The sequence below is a fragment of the Pseudomonas sp. ASL8 genome (genome assembly GCF_056680355.1).
This window is the reverse complement of the sequence record NZ_CM155278.1, coordinates 2,301,901-2,318,232: the sequence shown is the minus strand read 5'-3', so window position 1 is coordinate 2,318,232 and position 16,332 is coordinate 2,301,901. Positions and strand designations below refer to the sequence as shown.

Below are 16,332 nucleotides of genomic sequence, written 5' to 3'. Positions count from 1 at the left end.
TAATGTGCCGCCAGCACGTTCCGCTGGACGGGTACGCCCGCACCTTTTCAGAGGCAAGTCGATTCCCATGAACCGCACCGGCCGGGCCCTTGCTTTGGGCTGCCTGTTGCTTCTTCATCCCCTGCTGGCGAATGCAGGCGGCAACTCGTTGTTAATCCCAGCGGTGGGTCGTTGCACCCTCAATACTCAGCCAGACAATCTGCCTGAGGCGTTGGCGGCATGCCAAAAAGCTGCGCAAACCGGGGATGCACAAGCACAATTCGAGTTGGGCGAGTTTTACTACGACGGCAAAAACGCACCGCGTGATCTCACCCAGGCACTGAACTACTTCGAGCAGGCTTCGCTGCAAGGCCATGCCCAGGCGCAATATCGGCTGGGTTTGATGTTTTATCGGGGCGAAGGCGTGCAAGCCAATAACATTCAGGCTTATATCGTGCTGAAGATGGCGGCGGTCAATGGTGCAGAGGACGCGCTGGATACGGCCGATGAAGTATCTGCACAGATGCAGCGCGACGAGCTGGAAATCGCAACTCAGGTACTGGGACAGATTTTCCGCAATTACCTGCTGGAGCTGCAATCGGCTGAAGGTCGTACGCCGTTCGCGCCATTACCTTGATTCACTGATTCAATCCTTGAACCCTGAACAGCCTCTTACTTGTCCGGCATCGGCATCGGGAACGGCATGACATTGCTGGTGCCCCGGGCCTCGCTGATCTTCGGCGTGCCCATGCGCTCGACTTCATCGATGCGCACAATCGAGTGCATCGGCACAAAACTGCGCACCACACCTTCGAACTGAGCCTTGAGTTTCTCTTCGCTCGGGTCCACGACCACGGTCGTGCGCTCACCAAAGACGAACTCTTCCACCTCCAGAAAGCCCCACAAATCGCTTTGATAGATCTGCTTGGCGTACATTTCGAACACCTGGCCCTGGTTGAGGAAAATCACCTTGTAAATTGGAGCATCACGTTTGGTCATAACGGGCGGGTAACAATCGGGGGATATAAAAGAGGGCGCAAACTATAGCATGTCCGCTGGACAGGCAACGCTAGGAACCGGAGGCTGGCGCCACTATAATGTGCGGTTCTTCGAATCACCTGATGATCACGCATGGCCAAGAAGCTTTATATCGAAACCCACGGTTGCCAAATGAACGAGTACGACAGCTCGCGCATGGTCGATCTGCTGGGCGAACATCAAGCCCTGGAAGTCACTGCTCGCGCAGAAGATGCCGACGTCATCCTGCTCAATACCTGCTCGATCCGCGAACGTGCTCAGGACCGGGTTTACTCCCAGCTGGGCCGCTGGCGTGAACTGAAACTGGCAAAACCGGACATGGTGATCGCCGTCGGCGGTTGCGTGGCCAGCCAGGAAGGCGCAGCGATTCGTGATCGCGCACCCTATGTGGACGTGGTCTTCGGCCCACAGACCCTGCACCGTTTGCCGGAAATGATCGACGCCGCGCGCACCACACGCCTGCCTCAGGTCGATGTGTCGTTCCCGGAAATCGAAAAATTCGACCACCTGCCCGAGCCTCGCGTCGATGGACCGAGCGCCTATGTGTCAGTGATGGAAGGTTGCAGCAAATACTGCACCTTCTGCGTGGTGCCCTACACCCGGGGCGAAGAAGTCAGCCGTCCGTTCGACGGTGTTGTCGCCGAAGTTATGCACTTGGCCGAAAACGGCGTACGCGAAGTGACGCTTCTGGGGCAGAACGTCAACGGCTATCGCGGCGCGACGCATGACGGGCGCGTGGCCGATCTGGCCGAGTTGATCCGAGTGGTCGCGGCAATCGACGGCATCGACCGTATTCGCTACACCACCTCGCACCCGCTGGAATTTTCCGACAGCCTGATCCTGGCCCACGCCGAAGTGCCCGAACTGGTCAAACACCTGCACTTGCCGGTGCAATCGGGTTCCGACCGGATCCTGTCGGCGATGAAGCGCAATCACACCACCCTCGAATACAAATCCAAGCTGCGCAAACTGAGAGCCGCCGTACCGGGCATCAGCATCAGCTCGGACTTCATCGTCGGCTTCCCCGGCGAGACCGAAAAAGATTTCGAGCAGACCATGAAGCTGATCGAAGACGTGGGTTTCGACTTTTCGTTCTCCTTCGTCTACAGCCCACGACCGGGTACGCCTGCGGCCGACTTGAAAGATGAAACCCCTGAAGCGCTGAAAAAGCAGCGCCTGGCCGCCTTGCAGCATCGCCTGAATCAGCAGGGTTTCGAGATCAGCCGGCAGATGGTGGGCAGTACTCAGCGAATCCTGGTGACCGATTACTCGAAAAAAGACCCCGGCGAGTTGCAGGGTCGCACCGAGAATAATCGAATCGTCAACTTCCGCTGCGACAATCCCAAGCTGATCGGTCAGTTCGCCGACGTCTATATCGACGACGCACAGCCGCACTCGCTGCGGGGGTCATTGTTGCAATAAGCCGACGCACACAACTTTGTAGGCGCTGGTGAGTTCAACGAGTCCGCGACTGCTTCGCAGCGGGTCGCGGGCAAGCCCGTTCCTACAGTTTTGCGGTGCGAGCCAATCGCCCCAACCACCATTAGTAAGTGAAGGCTTTCCCACACAGATTTACGGGGTTATCCTTGATTCCATCTCCATTGCCATAGGGCGGCTATAAACGACCTTGAACGCACCCATAGCACCTCATCGTTTCATCCTCGAACCTTTTGAGGCCCATCGCTTCGCAAATCTGTGCGGGCAGCTCGACGAGCATTTGCGCTTGATCGAACAACGCCTGGATATCGAAATCCGCAATCGCGGTAATCAATTCGAATTGATTGGCGAACTTAAACACACCACTTCTGCCGAAAACCTGCTGCGCCGTCTGTACCGGGAAACCCAAGGTACGGATCTGTCGCCAGACATGGTTCACCTGTTCCTCCAGGAATCGGGCGTAGACGAACTGGACAACCACCCTGCTGCCGAAGTCGGCGTAGCCTTGCGCACGAAAAAGGGCATGATTCGCCCGCGCGGCTTGAATCAGCAGCGTTACGTCAAAGAGATTCTGAGCAACGACATCAACTTCGGTATTGGCCCGGCGGGTACAGGCAAGACGTATCTTGCGGTTGCCTGCGCGGTGGACGCACTGGAGCGCGAGCAGATTCGACGCATCCTGCTGGTGCGCCCGGCGGTCGAAGCGGGCGAAAAGCTCGGCTTCCTGCCCGGCGATCTGGCACAGAAAATCGACCCGTACCTGCGCCCGCTGTATGACGCGCTGTATGAAATGCTCGGCTTCGAATATGTCGCCAAGCTGATCGAACGTCAGGTGATCGAAGTTGCACCGCTGGCCTATATGCGCGGTCGCACACTCAATAACTGCTTCATCATTCTCGACGAAAGCCAGAACACCACCGTCGAACAGATGAAGATGTTCCTGACCCGCATCGGCTTCGGCTCCACGGCCGTCATCACCGGCGACATCACTCAGGTCGACTTGCCCAAGGGCACCAAGTCGGGTCTGAACCATGTCATCGACGTATTGAAAGACGTGCCAGGCATCAGCTTCACCCACTTCAAGCCCAAGGATGTGGTACGCCACCCGTTGGTGCAGCGCATTGTCGAGGCCTATGAGCGCTTCGAAGATCGCTTCAGCGACGAGCCGCCGGCCAGAGCCTCCTCCAACAGGGACAACCGCCGCGATGCTTGAGCTGGACCTGCAACTTGCCAGTGAAGCGCCCGCCCCCAACGAAACCCAGTTCCGCCAATGGTGCGAACTGGCGTTACGTCAACGCAGCGCTGATTCGGAGCTGACCATTCGCCTGGTCGACGAAGCTGAAGGCCGCGAACTCAATCACACCTGGCGCCACAAGGACTACGCGACCAACGTGCTGTCCTTTCCCGCCGACGTGCCTGATGAGTTCCTGGATATTCCGCTGCTCGGCGATCTGGTGATTTGTGTGCCAGTGGTGGTTCGCGAAGCCGCCGAACAGGGCAAGACACTCGATGCCCATTGGGCGCATCTCGTCATTCATGGCTGCCTGCATCTGCTGGGTTACGACCACATAGACGATGCCGAAGCCGAAGAAATGGAAGCACTGGAACGAACGTTGCTTGAGGAACTGGGCTACCCCGATCCTTATGCCGACGACGAAACCGCTGACCATCATCATCCAGAGACAACCAGCAAGGACCACGAGTAAGGGCTATGAGCGAAGACCGATCGAGCACCGGGCAAAAGTCATGGCTGGGGAAAATCACCCAGGCTTTTGCCCACGAGCCGAAAAACCGCCAGGAGCTGCTTGAACTCCTGCGCGAAGCCCACCAGAACAAGCTATTGGACAGCGAAGCGCTGGCCATCGTCGAAGGCGCCATTCAAGTGGCTGACCTGCAAGTGCGCGACATCATGGTGCCGCGTTCGCAGATGATCAGCATCAAGGCGACCCAGACCCCTCGTGAGTTTCTTCCTGCCGTCATCGACGCCGCGCACTCGCGCTATCCGGTGATTGGCGAAAGCCACGATGACGTGCTCGGCGTGTTGCTCGCCAAGGACTTGCTGCCGCTGATCCTCAAGGAAAACGGCGAAAACGAAAGCATCACCAATCTGCTGCGCCCGGCGACGTTCGTACCTGAGTCCAAGCGCCTGAACGTGCTGCTGCGTGAGTTCCGCGCCAACCATAACCACATGGCCATCGTCATCGACGAGTACGGCGGCGTGGCCGGTCTGGTGACCATCGAAGACGTGCTGGAACAGATCGTCGGCGATATCGAGGACGAACACGATGTCGAGGAAGACAGCTATATCAAACCGCTGCCCAGTGGCGACTTCCTAGTCAAGGCCCTGACCCCCATCGACAGCTTCAACGAGTTCTTCGACAGCGAGTTCTCCGACGACGAATTCGATACGGTTGGCGGTCTGGTGATGAGTGCGTTCGGCCACTTGCCAAAGCGCAATGAAACCACGGAAATTGGTGCTTATCGCTTCCGTATCCTCAATGCCGACAGCCGTCGCATCCACTTGTTACGCTTGAGTCCCATCTCCCGCTAAGGAATGTAAATGCGCTGGATCACCCGCCCCGGCTGGCCCGGTAACCTGCTGGCCATGGCGGCCGGCGCGATTACCACCCTGGCCCTGGCGCCTTTTGATATCTGGCCAGTGGCCCTCGTATCACTGGTCGTTTTTTACCTTGGTTTGCGTGAACTGAATCCCCGTCAGGCCTTGGGCCGTGGCTGGTGCTATGGCTTCGGCCTGTTCGGCGCAGGCACCAGCTGGATCTACGTCAGCATCCACACCTATGGCGGCGCCTCGGCCCTGCTGGCCGGTTTGCTGATGCTGGCGTTCATCGCGGCCATCGCCCTGTTCTTCGCCCTGCCCGCCTGGATCTGGGCGCGCTGGATTCGGCGCAATGAAGCGCCGCTGGCCGATGCCCTGGCATTCGCCGCGTTGTGGCTGGCCCAGGAAGCCTTTCGCGGCTGGTTCCTGACCGGCTTCCCTTGGCTTTACTCCGGCTACAGCCAGCTTGATGGCCCCCTGTCCGGCCTTGCCCCGATGGGCGGTATGTGGCTGATCTCCTTTACCCTGGCGCTGACCGCCGCCCTGCTGTGCAACCTGCCACGGCTGCGGGCGCGCAAGGCGTTTCTCGGTGCGGGCGTGCTGCTGCTTTTGGCGCCATGGGTGCTGAGCCTTGCGCTGAAAAACCACGAATGGACATCCCCGTCGGGTCCGCCATTGAGCGTTGCAGCGATTCAGGGCAACGTTGAACAAAGCATGAAGTGGGACCCGGCGCAGTTGAACGCACAATTGGCCCTGTATCGCGACATGACGTTCAGCTCCAGACGCGCGGACCTGATCATCTGGCCAGAGACTGCGATTCCGGTACTGAAGGAGTCGGCGGAAGGCTTCCTGACAATGCTCGGCAAATTTGCGGCTGATCGCGACTCGGCACTGATCACCGGTGTGCCGCTTCGTCAGCAAGGCGGACGCGGCGAGTACCGCTACTACAACGCGATCACCGTGGTCGGCGAGGGTGACGGCACTTACCTGAAACAGAAGCTGGTGCCGTTTGGTGAATACGTACCCTTGCAGGATCTGCTGCGCGGACTGATCACCTTCTTCAACCTGCCGATGTCGGACTTTGCTCGCGGACCCAGCGATCAGGCACTGCTGCAAGCCAAGGGCTATCAAGTCGCACCGTACATCTGCTACGAAGTGGTCTACCCCGAGTTCGCCGCAGGCTTGGCCGCCCAAAGCGAGCTGCTGCTGACCGTCAGTAATGACACGTGGTTCGGCACCTCAATCGGCCCGCTGCAACATTTGCAGATGGCGCAAATGCGGGCACTTGAGGCTGGACGCTGGATGATCCGTGCCACCAACAATGGTGTGAGCGGGCTGATCAACCCGTTCGGCAAGATCACCGTGACCATCCCGCAGTTCCAGCAGGGGATCCTGTATGGCGACGTAGTGCCGATGCACGAACTGACGCCCTATCTGCGCTGGCGTTCGTGGCCGTTGACGATTTTCTGTCTATTCCTGTTTGGCTGGGCCTTGTTGGCCGGTCGGATTGCCAAGACAGTCTGACACCCTACGGCAGCTCCCACAGGCAGGCCGTGCGCCACTGTGGGAGTGGCTATTCCCGTCCACGAAGACATCGTCATTGCAACGCCGGACCAGAAGCACGCCCTGCCCTACCGATACACCAACGGATACATCAATAATCCCACCGCTTCATTGAGCAACAGCCCACTCTGCCAAACCGCTTTGCTCTCTGGCAGCCAGCCCTTGAACGGCCGGGCATTGTCTACGCCAACAAACCCCACCGGCGCACTGATCACCGTAAAACCGGCCTGTTCGAAACTCCAGCGCGCCCTTGGCATGTGCCAGGCCTGCGTCACCAGTACCACCCGCTTGATGCCCAACGGCTGCAACACCGCAGCGGTCATCGTGGCGTTTTCCCACGTAGTCCGGCTGAGCCCTTCTTGCCAGCGCACGGTAACGCCAAAGTCATTTTGCAACGAGTCCGCCATGATCGCCGCTTCACTTGGCGGTTCGTCGTAGTGCAGGCCGCCAGTGGTCAATATCGGCAGCCCTGACTCTTTTGACAAACGCGCAGCAAAACGCATGCGTTCCAGTGCCAGGCCGGTAGGGATGTCGCTGCCCCACGTAAGGTCTTTGCGCTCACGCCCGGAACCCAACACCACAATGGCATCGGCCTGTTGCCCAAGGGTCGCCCATTGGGCCTGCGCCAACGGCGGCTCTTGCTCAAGCGCGCGCGCCGCCCACTCCACGGCAATCGGCAGGCTCATCACCCATAACCCGACAAAACCCAGAACGAAGCACAGCCCGGCGAGCCGCGGGCGAGAACGACGAAACCACCAGGCAAGCAAAAGCAGCAGCAAAAGAATGCCGGGCGGCAGGAGCAATTGTTTGAGCAAGTATCGAATAGGCATCGAGCATCTCCAGAGATGCTCGAAGCCTAGAAGGATTAACGCTAAGCAACAATGCTTATCAAGCAGGCCCGCAGCCTGCGTAGGCTAACGTGCAACGGTGTAACGTTTGCTGACTATCACAATCACCTGAAAGACAACGATTTAACCTTTATCGAAACCTTGTCGCGCTTTTTATCCTTCAACCAGATGACCTCGGCTGAACGACGCGGCGTCGAAATCGACCCATCAAGCTCCGGTGCAGGAAAAGAACTCCTCCACACATCATCAGCCTTAAAACCAAAAGCGCCTGTGTCCAGATAGGCTTCGATCAACTCGAATTCAGCAGGACTCAGACCACGCAGTTCCAGATCAACAGGTACTTCATCACGAAGCCAAACTGCTGTTTTGGCCACATCCAGGGCGATCCCCAGACGATTAATCAAGCGGTCGTATAGCTCGGGTTTTACTGCTGTTTGCTGCAACTCTGCCATCCGCTCACCTCATTGAAGATAAAACATGCACCCTCATTCAACAGCTTAGCGCTGCGCTCCGATTCAGCCCGATGCCGCGACCAACGGCCTCGGAGAGCATCGACGAAGCAATCAGGGTTTCCCTCGATAGTCGGCGCTCATGTATGCTACGGCGCTTCCTGTAATTCCACTTCCCGCTCTCCTGAGCCCGAACGCACCGCACAGGCAGTCTCAATCTTCCGGCAAGCGGTGCCGACCGATTCAGAGTTGCAACGAAGAGGTTAAGGTCACCCCTTTTTAGTAAAAAGTAGCCATGCACGAACTCTATCAGCCCCGCGAAATCGAAGCCGCCGCCCAAACCTTTTGGGACGAGCAAAAATCTTTTGAAGTCAGTGAACAGCCAGGCAAAGATACTTTTTATTGCCTGTCGATGTTCCCTTACCCCAGCGGCAAGCTGCACATGGGTCATGTGCGCAACTACACCATCGGTGACGTGATCGCCCGCTACCAGCGCATGCTGGGCAAGAATGTCTTGCAACCCATGGGTTGGGACGCGTTCGGCATGCCCGCGGAAAACGCCGCGATGAAGAACAACGTGGCCCCGGCCAAGTGGACCTACGAAAACATCGCCTACATGAAAACCCAGCTGCGAAGCCTGGGCCTGGGCGTCGACTGGTCACGTGAAATCACCACCTGCAAACCCGATTACTACCGCTGGGAACAATGGCTGTTCACTCGCCTGTTCGAAAAAGGCGTGATCTACCGCAAGAACGGCACCGTCAACTGGGACCCGGTGGACCAGACCGTACTGGCCAACGAACAAGTGATCGACGGCCGCGGCTGGCGTTCCGGCGCGCTGATCGAGAAGCGCGAAATCCCGATGTACTACTTCAAGATCACCGCTTACGCGGAAGAATTGTTGGAGGGTCTCGACGAATTGCCGGGCTGGCCTGAGCAAGTCAAAACCATGCAGCGCAACTGGATTGGTAAATCCCGTGGCATGGAAGTGCAATTTCCGTATCACCAGGCTTCGATTGGTGAAGCTGGCGCACTGAAAGTGTTCACGACACGTCCGGACACCCTGATGGGCGCGACCTATGTCGCCGTTGCCGCAGAACACCCGCTGGCGACCTTGGCGGCGAAAGGCAACCCTGAGCTGCAAGCGTTCATCCTTGAATGCAAAAGCGGCAGTGTCGCGGAAGCGGACATCGCCACCCAGGCGAAAAAAGGCCTGCCAACTTCCCTGTTCGTCGAGCACCCACTGACCGGCGAAAAATTGCCGGTGTGGGTCGCCAACTACGTATTGATGCATTACGGCGATGGCGCCGTAATGGCTGTCCCGGCTCACGACGAACGCGATTTCGAGTTCGCCACCCAGTACAACCTGCCGATCAAGGCCGTTGTGCGCACCAGCGCTGGCGATGAAACGCCTGCCCCGTGGCAGGATGCGTATGGTGAACACGGCGAACTGATCAACTCCGGCATTTTCGACGGGCTGGATTTCGCAGGCGCCTTCGACGCCATTGAAGTCGCCCTGCAGAAAAAGAGCCTCGGCCAATCACGCACTCAGTTCCGCCTGCGCGACTGGGGCATCAGCCGTCAACGCTACTGGGGCTGCCCGATCCCGATCGTGCATTGCGACACCTGCGGTGACGTGCCGGTCCCTGAAGACCAGTTGCCGGTTGTATTGCCAGAAGACGTCGTGCCCGATGGCGCCGGTTCGCCGCTGGCGCGCATGCCTGAGTTCTACGAATGCGCCTGCCCTAAATGCGGCGCACCGGCAAAACGCGAAACCGACACCATGGACACCTTCGTCGAGTCCTCATGGTATTACGCTCGTTATGCCTCGCCGCACTATGAAGGTGGCATGGTCGACCCGGAAGCAGCCAACCACTGGTTGCCGGTGGATCAGTACATCGGCGGCATCGAACACGCAATCCTGCACCTGCTGTATGCGCGCTTCTTCCACAAGTTGATGCGCGACGAAGGCCTGGTCAGCTCCAACGAACCGTTCAAAAACCTGCTGACCCAAGGCATGGTCATCGCCGAAACGTACTATCGCCTTGAGGCCAACGGCAGCAAGACCTGGTTCAACCCGGCCGATGTCGAACTCGTGCGTGACAGCAAAGCCAAGATCATCGGCGCCACACTGATCAGTGACGGCCTGCCGGTCGAAATCGGCGGCACCGAGAAGATGGCCAAGTCGAAGAACAATGGCGTCGACCCGCAGTCGATGATCGATCAATACGGCGCCGATACCTGCCGTCTGTTCATGATGTTTGCCTCGCCACCCGACATGAGCCTGGAATGGTCCGATTCGGGCGTCGAAGGCTCGCACCGGTTCTTGCGTCGGGTCTGGCGTCTGGCTCAGGCGCATGTCAGCCTGGGCTCAACGGTCAAACTTGCCATCGCCGCCTTGAGCGACGAGCAGAAAGTCATTCGCCGCGCGATCCACCTGGCCATCAAAAACGCCAGCCAGGACGTCGGCCAGCACCAAAAATTCAACACGGCCATCGCTCAGGTGATGACGCTGATGAACGTGCTGGAAAAGGCCGCGCACACGACCGAACAGGACCGTGCACTGCTTCAGGAAGGTCTGGAAACCGTCGCCCTGCTGCTGGCCCCGATCACCCCGCACATCAGCCATGAGCTGTGGGGCCACTTGGGCCACAGCGGCGCAATCATAGACGCTGGCTGGCCGGTACTGGATCAGACCGCGCTGGTGCAAGACAGCCTGGTGTTGGTCATTCAGGTCAACGGCAAGCTGCGTGGACAGATCGAAATGCCTGCCAGCGCTACCCGCGAAGAAGTCGAAGCAGCGGCGCGCATCAATGAAAACGTGCTGCGTTTCACCGAAGGCCTGACGATCCGCAAAGTGATCGTGGTCCCTGGCAAGCTGGTCAATATCGTCGCAAGCTAATGGCATCAAGCGCCCGGTATCGATCGGGCGCTGAACACAACTTTCAGGGGACGCAACGTCGGCCCCTACGGATTCAAGGGGAGCATCAAATGATCAAACGCAATTTGCTGGTGATAGGTCTCGCCCTGTTGCTGGGCGCCTGTGGTTTCCAGCTGCGTGGCACGGGCACTAACCAGCTGACGATCACAGAAATCGATCTGTCTGCACGTAACGCTTACGGCGAAATCGTGACTCAGTTGCGTCAGACCCTGGAAGGCAGCGGCGTGCGGGTTCATTCCGGTGCACCGTACAAACTGATTCTGGTCGATGAAAACGAATCGCAGCGCTCCCTCAGCTACACCGGCGCGTCAGGTTCGGCCGAATATGAAATGACCGCCGTGCTCAACTATCAGATCCATGGCGCTCAAGACCTGTCGCTGCTCGACGGCAAACTGCAAGTGCAGAAAGTCTACGTGCATGACGGCAACAACTTGATGGGCTCTGATCAGGAAATGGAGCAGGTTCGTAAAGAAATGCGCAACCAGCTCGTCCAGAACATGATGGTTCGTCTGCAACTGCTGACTCCGACCCAACTGGAGCAACTGCAGCAGACCGCAGACAACAAAGCAAAAGCGGATGCTGATGCCCTGGAAGCTGCGCAGAAGATCGAGAACGAGACACCTCGACAATCGCCTATTGAAATCCCTTCCCGATAAATGCCTCGGGGCCGGTTCGCTGGCCCCGGCATCTTCTGACCTATGAAGCTCACTCCAGCCCAACTCGGCAAACACCTCCAGGGCAACCTTGCGCCGGTGTATGTCGTCAGCGGCGATGATCCGTTGCTGTGTCAGGACGCGGCAGACGCCATCCGCGCGGCCGTACGCCAGCAAGGTTTTGACGAACGCCAGGTGTTCAGCGCCGATGCCAGTTTTGATTGGGGCACGCTGTTGCAGGCGGGCGCCAGCATGTCGTTGTTCGCGCAAAAGCGCCTGCTGGAGCTCCGTTTGCCTTCGGGCAAGCCCGGTGACAAAGGCGCGGCAGCACTGATCGAGTATTGCTCGCGCCCGGCCGAAGACACGATTCTGTTGATCAGCCTGCCAAAACTCGACGGCAGCGCGCAAAAAACCAAATGGGGCAAGGCGCTGGTTGAGGGTCCACACACGCAGTTCGTGCAAATCTGGCCGGTGGATGCCAGCCAGTTGCCGCAGTGGATTCGTCAACGCCTGTCACAGGCCGGCTTGACGGCCAGCCAGGATGCGATCGAACTGATCGCCGCCAGGGTCGAAGGCAACTTGCTGGCCGCTGCTCAGGAAATCGAAAAGCTCAAACTGATGGCCGAAGGTGGCCAGATAACCGTCGAAACCGTGCAGGGGGCCGTGGCCGACAGTGCACGTTTCGATGTTTTCGGTTTGACCGATGCCATTCTCAACGGCGAAGCCGCTCATGCGCTGCGCATGCTTGAAGGCCTGCGCGGCGAAGGGGTGGAAACGCCGGTGATTCTCTGGGCCCTGTGTCGTGAACTGCGGGTGCTGGCCAACCTGGCGTTGCAGTTCAGCCAGGGTATCCCGCTGGACAAGGCCTTCAGCCAAGCCAGACCGCCGATCTGGGACAAACGCAAACCGCTGATGAGCAAAGCCCTGCAACGCCACTCTGCGCAACGCTGGGGCCAGTTGCTGATGGATGCTCAACGCATCGACGCACAAATCAAGGGCCAGGCCGCCGGTTCGGCCTGGAGCAGCTTGAGCCGATTGGCGCTGCTGATGGCTGGACAGCGGCTGAATTTGCCTGCTGAGTAAACCCTGATCCCTGTAGCCGCTGGCTTGCCTGCGATAGCAGACATCTATTAGACAGATCCCTCCGTCAAGCGGATGATTTGCACCGATTCAACCCCCACTGAGAGAGTATCCGCCATGAGCAAGCCGTCCAGGCCCAACAAGGCCAAGTCCATCATCGCCCAGCCGTTGTTCCGCAGTCGTCAGGAACCCGCCGGCAAGGGCAAAGGCAGCTACCGCCGCGAAGCCTTCCAGTCTAAAAGCTGGGAGGCTTCTTACTTTCTGGCCGCCTGAACCGTCGCCACTCTTGCCAAGGCCCCTTCGAACGTACAGGCATGATAAGGTCTGCGTTTGTCGGTAATACCCTGGACCCAAGCATGCCCTCTAGTTTTTCCCGTCGTTGGCATTTTCGCCAACTGATCACCGCCTCCAGCTTCATCCTGTTAGTCGCCTGCGCGGAAAAACCGACCGCAGCAGACGCCACGCCTCTTCAAGTCGCTAACACCCCTGCGGCTGCCGCGTTGCCTGCGAGCCCGCCCGCCAATGTGCCCGGCGATAACGAATTCGATATTCAGCCCACCATGAGCTTCAGCGACTGGGAAGCCGGTTTTCGAGTCGAAGCGCTGAAGGCTGGCATCCGGGCCGATATTTTCGACAGAGCCTTTGCCGGCGTCGTGCCGGACATGACCGTGGTCAAATTTGATCGCAGCCAGCCCGAATTCACTCGCCCGGTCTGGGAATACCTGGACGGCGCCATGTCTGCGGTGCGCGTGCGCAAAGGTCAGGCCTTGCTCGTGCAATACGCCGATGTGCTGCAAAGCATTGAACAACGCTATGGCGTCGACCGCCAGGCACTGGTCGCGATCTGGGGCATGGAAAGCAGCTTCGGCCAGTTCCAGGGCACACAATCGGTGATTCGATCGCTTGCGACGCTGGCCTACGAAGGCCGTCGTCCAGGCTTTGCGCAAAGCCAGTTGCTGGCGGCGCTGGAAATTCTTCAGCACGGCGATATCGCGCCCGAGAACATGCTCGGCTCGTGGGCGGGTGCCATGGGCCAGACGCAGTTCATCCCCACCACCTATAACACCCATGCCGTGGACTTCGATGGCGACGGTCGTCGCGATATATGGAATACCCCGGCCGACGCTCTGGCCTCGACAGCTCACTACCTGCAAAGCTCGGGCTGGCAAAAAGGTCAGCCGTGGGGGTTTGAAGTCAAGCTGACGCAAGGCTTTGACTACGCACTGGCCGATGCCTCGACACGCAAAACCGTAGCCGAATGGCAGCAGATGGGGCTCAAGCTACCCAGCGGCAGCGCCCTGCCCGCCAATGTCGCGCAACTACAGGCTGCCCTGCTATTGCCAGCGGGTTACCGAGGCCCGGCATTTCTGGTGCTGGATAACTTCCGCACGATCCTCAAGTACAACAACTCGTCGTCCTACGCCATGGCCATCGGCCTGCTGTCCGAGCGTTTCAACGGCGGCGGCTATGTACTGGGCGATTGGCCGCGCGGAGACCTTCCTCTGAGCCGCTCTGAGCGCATAGAGCTGCAAACCCTGCTCTCGTCACGGCAGTACGACGCAGGCGCGCCTGACGGCATCATCGGCGCCAATACGCGCAAAGCAATCCGTAGCGCACAACAGTCGTTCGGCTGGCCGGCCGATGGTTACCCGACTCATGAACTGCTGGATAACCTGCGCAAGCCGTAACGGCCTCTTCGCAGGCAAGCCTGCGCCTACAGGTGATCACGTTCACCCTGTGAGGGCAGACACCACAAAAAAGGGCCGGATATCACTATCCGGCCCTTTTTTTGATCAGCGCCTATTCAGCTCAGATCATGGCCTTGATCGCGGCACCCGCCTGCTCATCGGCATGGTACGAAGAACGCACCAGCGGGCCTGAGGCGACGTTCTTGAAGCCCATTTTGTAGCCTTCCTCAGCGAACCAGGCGAAGACGTCAGGGTGCACGAAACGCTCCACTGGCAAGTGGCTGCGCGACGGTTGCAGGTACTGGCCGAGGGTCAGCATGTCGATATTGTGCTCACGCATACGTTGCATGACTTCGATGACTTCCTCGTCGGTTTCGCCCAGACCCAGCATCAAGCCGGATTTGGTCGGTACGTGCGGGACCATCTCCTTGAAGCGTTGCAGCAAGGTCAGCGACCACTGGTAATCCGAACCCGGACGCGCAGCCTTGTACAGGCGCGGCACGGTTTCCAGGTTGTGGTTGAACACATCCGGCGGCTCTGCAGCGGTGATTTCCAGCGCGATGTCCATGCGTCCACGGTAGTCCGGGACCAGGGTCTCAAGCTTGACGTTTGGCGACAGCAGGCGAATTTCGCGGATGCAATCGGCAAAGTGCTGGGCACCGCCGTCACGCAGGTCATCCCGGTCAACCGAGGTGATCACCACGTACTTGAGGCGCAGATCGGCGATGGCAACGGCCAGGTTTTTCGGCTCGTCGACGTCCAGGGCTTTCGGTCGGCCGTGGCCAACGTCACAGAACGGGCAGCGACGGGTGCAGATATCACCCATGATCATGAAGGTCGCGGTGCCGCCGGAGAAACACTCGCCCAGGTTCGGGCAGGATGCCTCTTCGCACACGCTGTGCAGCTTGTGCTTACGCAGCAGTTGTTTGACGCGGTCTACTTCGGGAGAAACCGGGATACGTACACGAATCCAGTCGGGCTTCTTCGGCAAGTCGACGGTCGGAATGATCTTTACCGGAATTCGCGCGACTTTTTCCGCGCCGCGCAGCTTCACGCCGGCTTCCACTTTCGGACGGGCCGCATGCTCAGCGATGGCGAGCGTCGGGATAAGGGTTGGCGCAGTATCAGTCGCAGTAGTCATAGTCAGTCGATTCCGCCCGTTAGGGTCGTCTGCTCAGCATAGTCGAGGTGTTTGACGAGCTGCGCGCGCAGCCGGGCACTTACCTCGGCAAATTCAATCGGGCCTGCATGGTCGCGTAGCTGGGTCATTGCCAGCCCCGCATACCCGCAGGGATTAATTCGTCGAAACGGTTCAAGGTCCATGTCCACATTCAACGCCAGGCCGTGGAATGAACAACCGTTGCGAATCCGCAGGCCGAGGGAAGCGATTTTCGCTCCATCGACATAGACACCCGGCGCATCCGCTTTCGCTACCGCTGTTACGCCGTAGCTGGCCAACAGTGCAATCAGGCTGCGCTCGATCCGGGTGACCAGTTCGCGCACACCGAACCCCAAGCGCCGTACATCCAGCATCAGGTAGGCGACCAGTTGGCCCGGCCCATGATAGGTCACTTGACCACCACGATCGACCTGTACCACCGGAATATCACCCGGCAGCAACAGATGTTCGGCTTTGCCTGACTGACCTTGGGTAAACACGGGGGGGTGCTGCACCAGCCAGACCTCGTCACCCACATCGCGCGCGCGCTCGTCGGTGAAACGCTGCATGGCGTGCCAGGCCGGCTCGTAAGCGACCAGACCCAGGTCACGGAAGCCCAGGCTGCCGGACATCAGAGCACCATGTGCACGAAACCCGTAGCGCGCAACGCACTATTGATATCGCGCAATTGTTCTTCGCCAGTCGCGGTGATGTGCAGCTGTACGGTGGTGTATTTGCCATTGCTGCTTTGACGCTCGGCGAGCGTGGCAATGTCGAGCGTGGCGTGCTTGGCCAGGGTCTCGATCACAAGGGCAGTGAAACCTACGCCGGTGTCGCCGATCACCTTGATCGGGTAGTCGAGGCAGGGAAATTCGATTTTATGCGACTTAACGTCGGTATCAGTCATGGCAGTAACGGCCTCGTAAGCCGTGACGAGCGG

General features: G+C 58.9%; 17 protein-coding genes. 11 read left to right on the top strand and 6 right to left on the bottom strand.

The window, feature by feature from the left end; translation table 11 throughout:
• The first annotated feature begins 67 nt into the window (after positions 1 to 67).
• On the top strand, positions 68 to 616 hold the full coding sequence (locus AC1MEA_RS10550) for a tetratricopeptide repeat protein (RefSeq protein ID WP_219062665.1): 549 nt from the start codon (positions 68 to 70) through the stop codon (positions 614 to 616).
• Positions 617 to 651: 35 nt separating this feature from the next.
• Here AC1MEA_RS10550 and AC1MEA_RS10545 read toward each other — a convergent pair whose 3' ends face one another.
• Entirely contained in the window at positions 652 to 978 is a 327-nt protein-coding gene (locus AC1MEA_RS10545) for a DUF1820 family protein (RefSeq protein WP_219062666.1), read from the bottom strand.
• Positions 979 to 1,110: 132 nt separating this feature from the next.
• Between AC1MEA_RS10545 and miaB the strand changes: the two genes are divergently transcribed.
• The 5 genes from miaB (at position 1,111) to lnt (ending at position 6,535) form a co-directional block, all read left to right on the top strand.
• A complete protein-coding gene (gene miaB, locus AC1MEA_RS10540) occupies positions 1,111 to 2,439 on the top strand; it encodes a tRNA (N6-isopentenyl adenosine(37)-C2)-methylthiotransferase MiaB (RefSeq protein WP_219062667.1) in 1,329 nt (442 codons plus the stop codon).
• A gap of 205 nt (positions 2,440 to 2,644) precedes the next feature.
• On the top strand, positions 2,645 to 3,667 hold the full coding sequence (locus tag AC1MEA_RS10535) for a PhoH family protein (RefSeq protein WP_219062668.1): 1,023 nt from the start codon (positions 2,645 to 2,647) through the stop codon (positions 3,665 to 3,667).
• Entirely contained in the window at positions 3,660 to 4,160 is a 501-nt protein-coding gene (ybeY, locus tag AC1MEA_RS10530) for an rRNA maturation RNase YbeY (protein ID WP_480917717.1), read from the top strand. Before AC1MEA_RS10535 ends, ybeY begins: the two co-directional genes overlap by 8 nt.
• Before the next feature lie 5 nt (positions 4,161 to 4,165).
• The gene (locus tag AC1MEA_RS10525; RefSeq protein WP_219062670.1) at positions 4,166 to 5,005 is read left to right on the top strand and encodes an HlyC/CorC family transporter; all 840 of its coding nucleotides are present in this window, start codon (positions 4,166 to 4,168) and stop codon (positions 5,003 to 5,005) included.
• Positions 5,006 to 5,014: 9 nt separating this feature from the next.
• On the top strand, positions 5,015 to 6,535 hold the full coding sequence (gene lnt, locus AC1MEA_RS10520) for an apolipoprotein N-acyltransferase (RefSeq protein WP_480917715.1): 1,521 nt from the start codon (positions 5,015 to 5,017) through the stop codon (positions 6,533 to 6,535).
• A 107-nt stretch (positions 6,536 to 6,642) separates the two neighbouring features.
• Here the strand turns inward: lnt and AC1MEA_RS10515 are convergent, their stop codons facing one another.
• Both AC1MEA_RS10515 and AC1MEA_RS10510 read right to left on the bottom strand, forming a co-directional pair.
• Positions 6,643 to 7,404: a YdcF family protein gene (locus AC1MEA_RS10515; RefSeq protein ID WP_480917713.1), complete on the bottom strand. Its 762-nt coding sequence runs from the start codon at positions 7,402 to 7,404 to the stop codon at positions 6,643 to 6,645.
• A 122-nt stretch (positions 7,405 to 7,526) separates the two neighbouring features.
• Positions 7,527 to 7,874 (bottom strand): hypothetical protein, encoded by a 348-nt coding sequence (locus AC1MEA_RS10510; protein WP_480917711.1) that lies wholly within the window; start codon positions 7,872 to 7,874, stop codon positions 7,527 to 7,529.
• A gap of 292 nt (positions 7,875 to 8,166) precedes the next feature.
• Between AC1MEA_RS10510 and leuS the strand changes: the two genes are divergently transcribed.
• The 5 genes from leuS to AC1MEA_RS10485 all read left to right on the top strand — a co-directional run bounded on the left by leuS (position 8,167) and on the right by AC1MEA_RS10485 (position 14,233).
• Complete coding sequence (gene leuS / locus AC1MEA_RS10505; protein WP_480917709.1) at positions 8,167 to 10,773, top strand: leucine--tRNA ligase; 2,607 nt, start codon at positions 8,167 to 8,169, stop codon at positions 10,771 to 10,773.
• Positions 10,774 to 10,862: 89 nt separating this feature from the next.
• Positions 10,863 to 11,468 (top strand): LPS-assembly lipoprotein LptE, encoded by a 606-nt coding sequence (locus tag AC1MEA_RS10500; RefSeq protein WP_219062675.1) that lies wholly within the window; start codon positions 10,863 to 10,865, stop codon positions 11,466 to 11,468.
• A 42-nt stretch (positions 11,469 to 11,510) separates the two neighbouring features.
• A complete protein-coding gene (gene holA, locus AC1MEA_RS10495; RefSeq protein WP_219062676.1) occupies positions 11,511 to 12,548 on the top strand; it encodes a DNA polymerase III subunit delta in 1,038 nt (345 codons plus the stop codon).
• 114 nt (positions 12,549 to 12,662) lie between these two features.
• Positions 12,663 to 12,818 (top strand): alternative ribosome rescue factor ArfA, encoded by a 156-nt coding sequence (arfA, locus tag AC1MEA_RS10490; RefSeq protein ID WP_219062677.1) that lies wholly within the window; start codon positions 12,663 to 12,665, stop codon positions 12,816 to 12,818.
• 83 nt (positions 12,819 to 12,901) lie between these two features.
• Positions 12,902 to 14,233 (top strand): lytic murein transglycosylase, encoded by a 1,332-nt coding sequence (locus tag AC1MEA_RS10485; RefSeq protein WP_480917707.1) that lies wholly within the window; start codon positions 12,902 to 12,904, stop codon positions 14,231 to 14,233.
• Between the two features lie 121 nt (positions 14,234 to 14,354).
• On the opposite strand, the gene lipA is transcribed toward AC1MEA_RS10485, so the two are convergent.
• From lipA to AC1MEA_RS10470, 3 genes are read right to left on the bottom strand one after another with little or no spacing between them, the layout of a single operon-like run.
• Complete coding sequence (gene lipA / locus AC1MEA_RS10480; protein WP_449635141.1) at positions 14,355 to 15,374, bottom strand: lipoyl synthase; 1,020 nt, start codon at positions 15,372 to 15,374, stop codon at positions 14,355 to 14,357.
• Positions 15,375 to 15,376: 2 nt separating this feature from the next.
• A complete protein-coding gene (lipB, locus tag AC1MEA_RS10475; protein WP_449635140.1) occupies positions 15,377 to 16,024 on the bottom strand; it encodes a lipoyl(octanoyl) transferase LipB in 648 nt (215 codons plus the stop codon).
• Positions 16,024 to 16,299 carry a DUF493 domain-containing protein gene (locus AC1MEA_RS10470; RefSeq protein WP_219062680.1) on the bottom strand — a complete coding sequence of 92 codons (276 nt, stop codon included), beginning with the start codon at positions 16,297 to 16,299 and terminating at the stop codon, positions 16,024 to 16,026. The genes lipB and AC1MEA_RS10470 overlap by 1 nt, the downstream gene beginning before the upstream one ends.
• Positions 16,300 to 16,332: the final 33 nt, after the last annotated feature.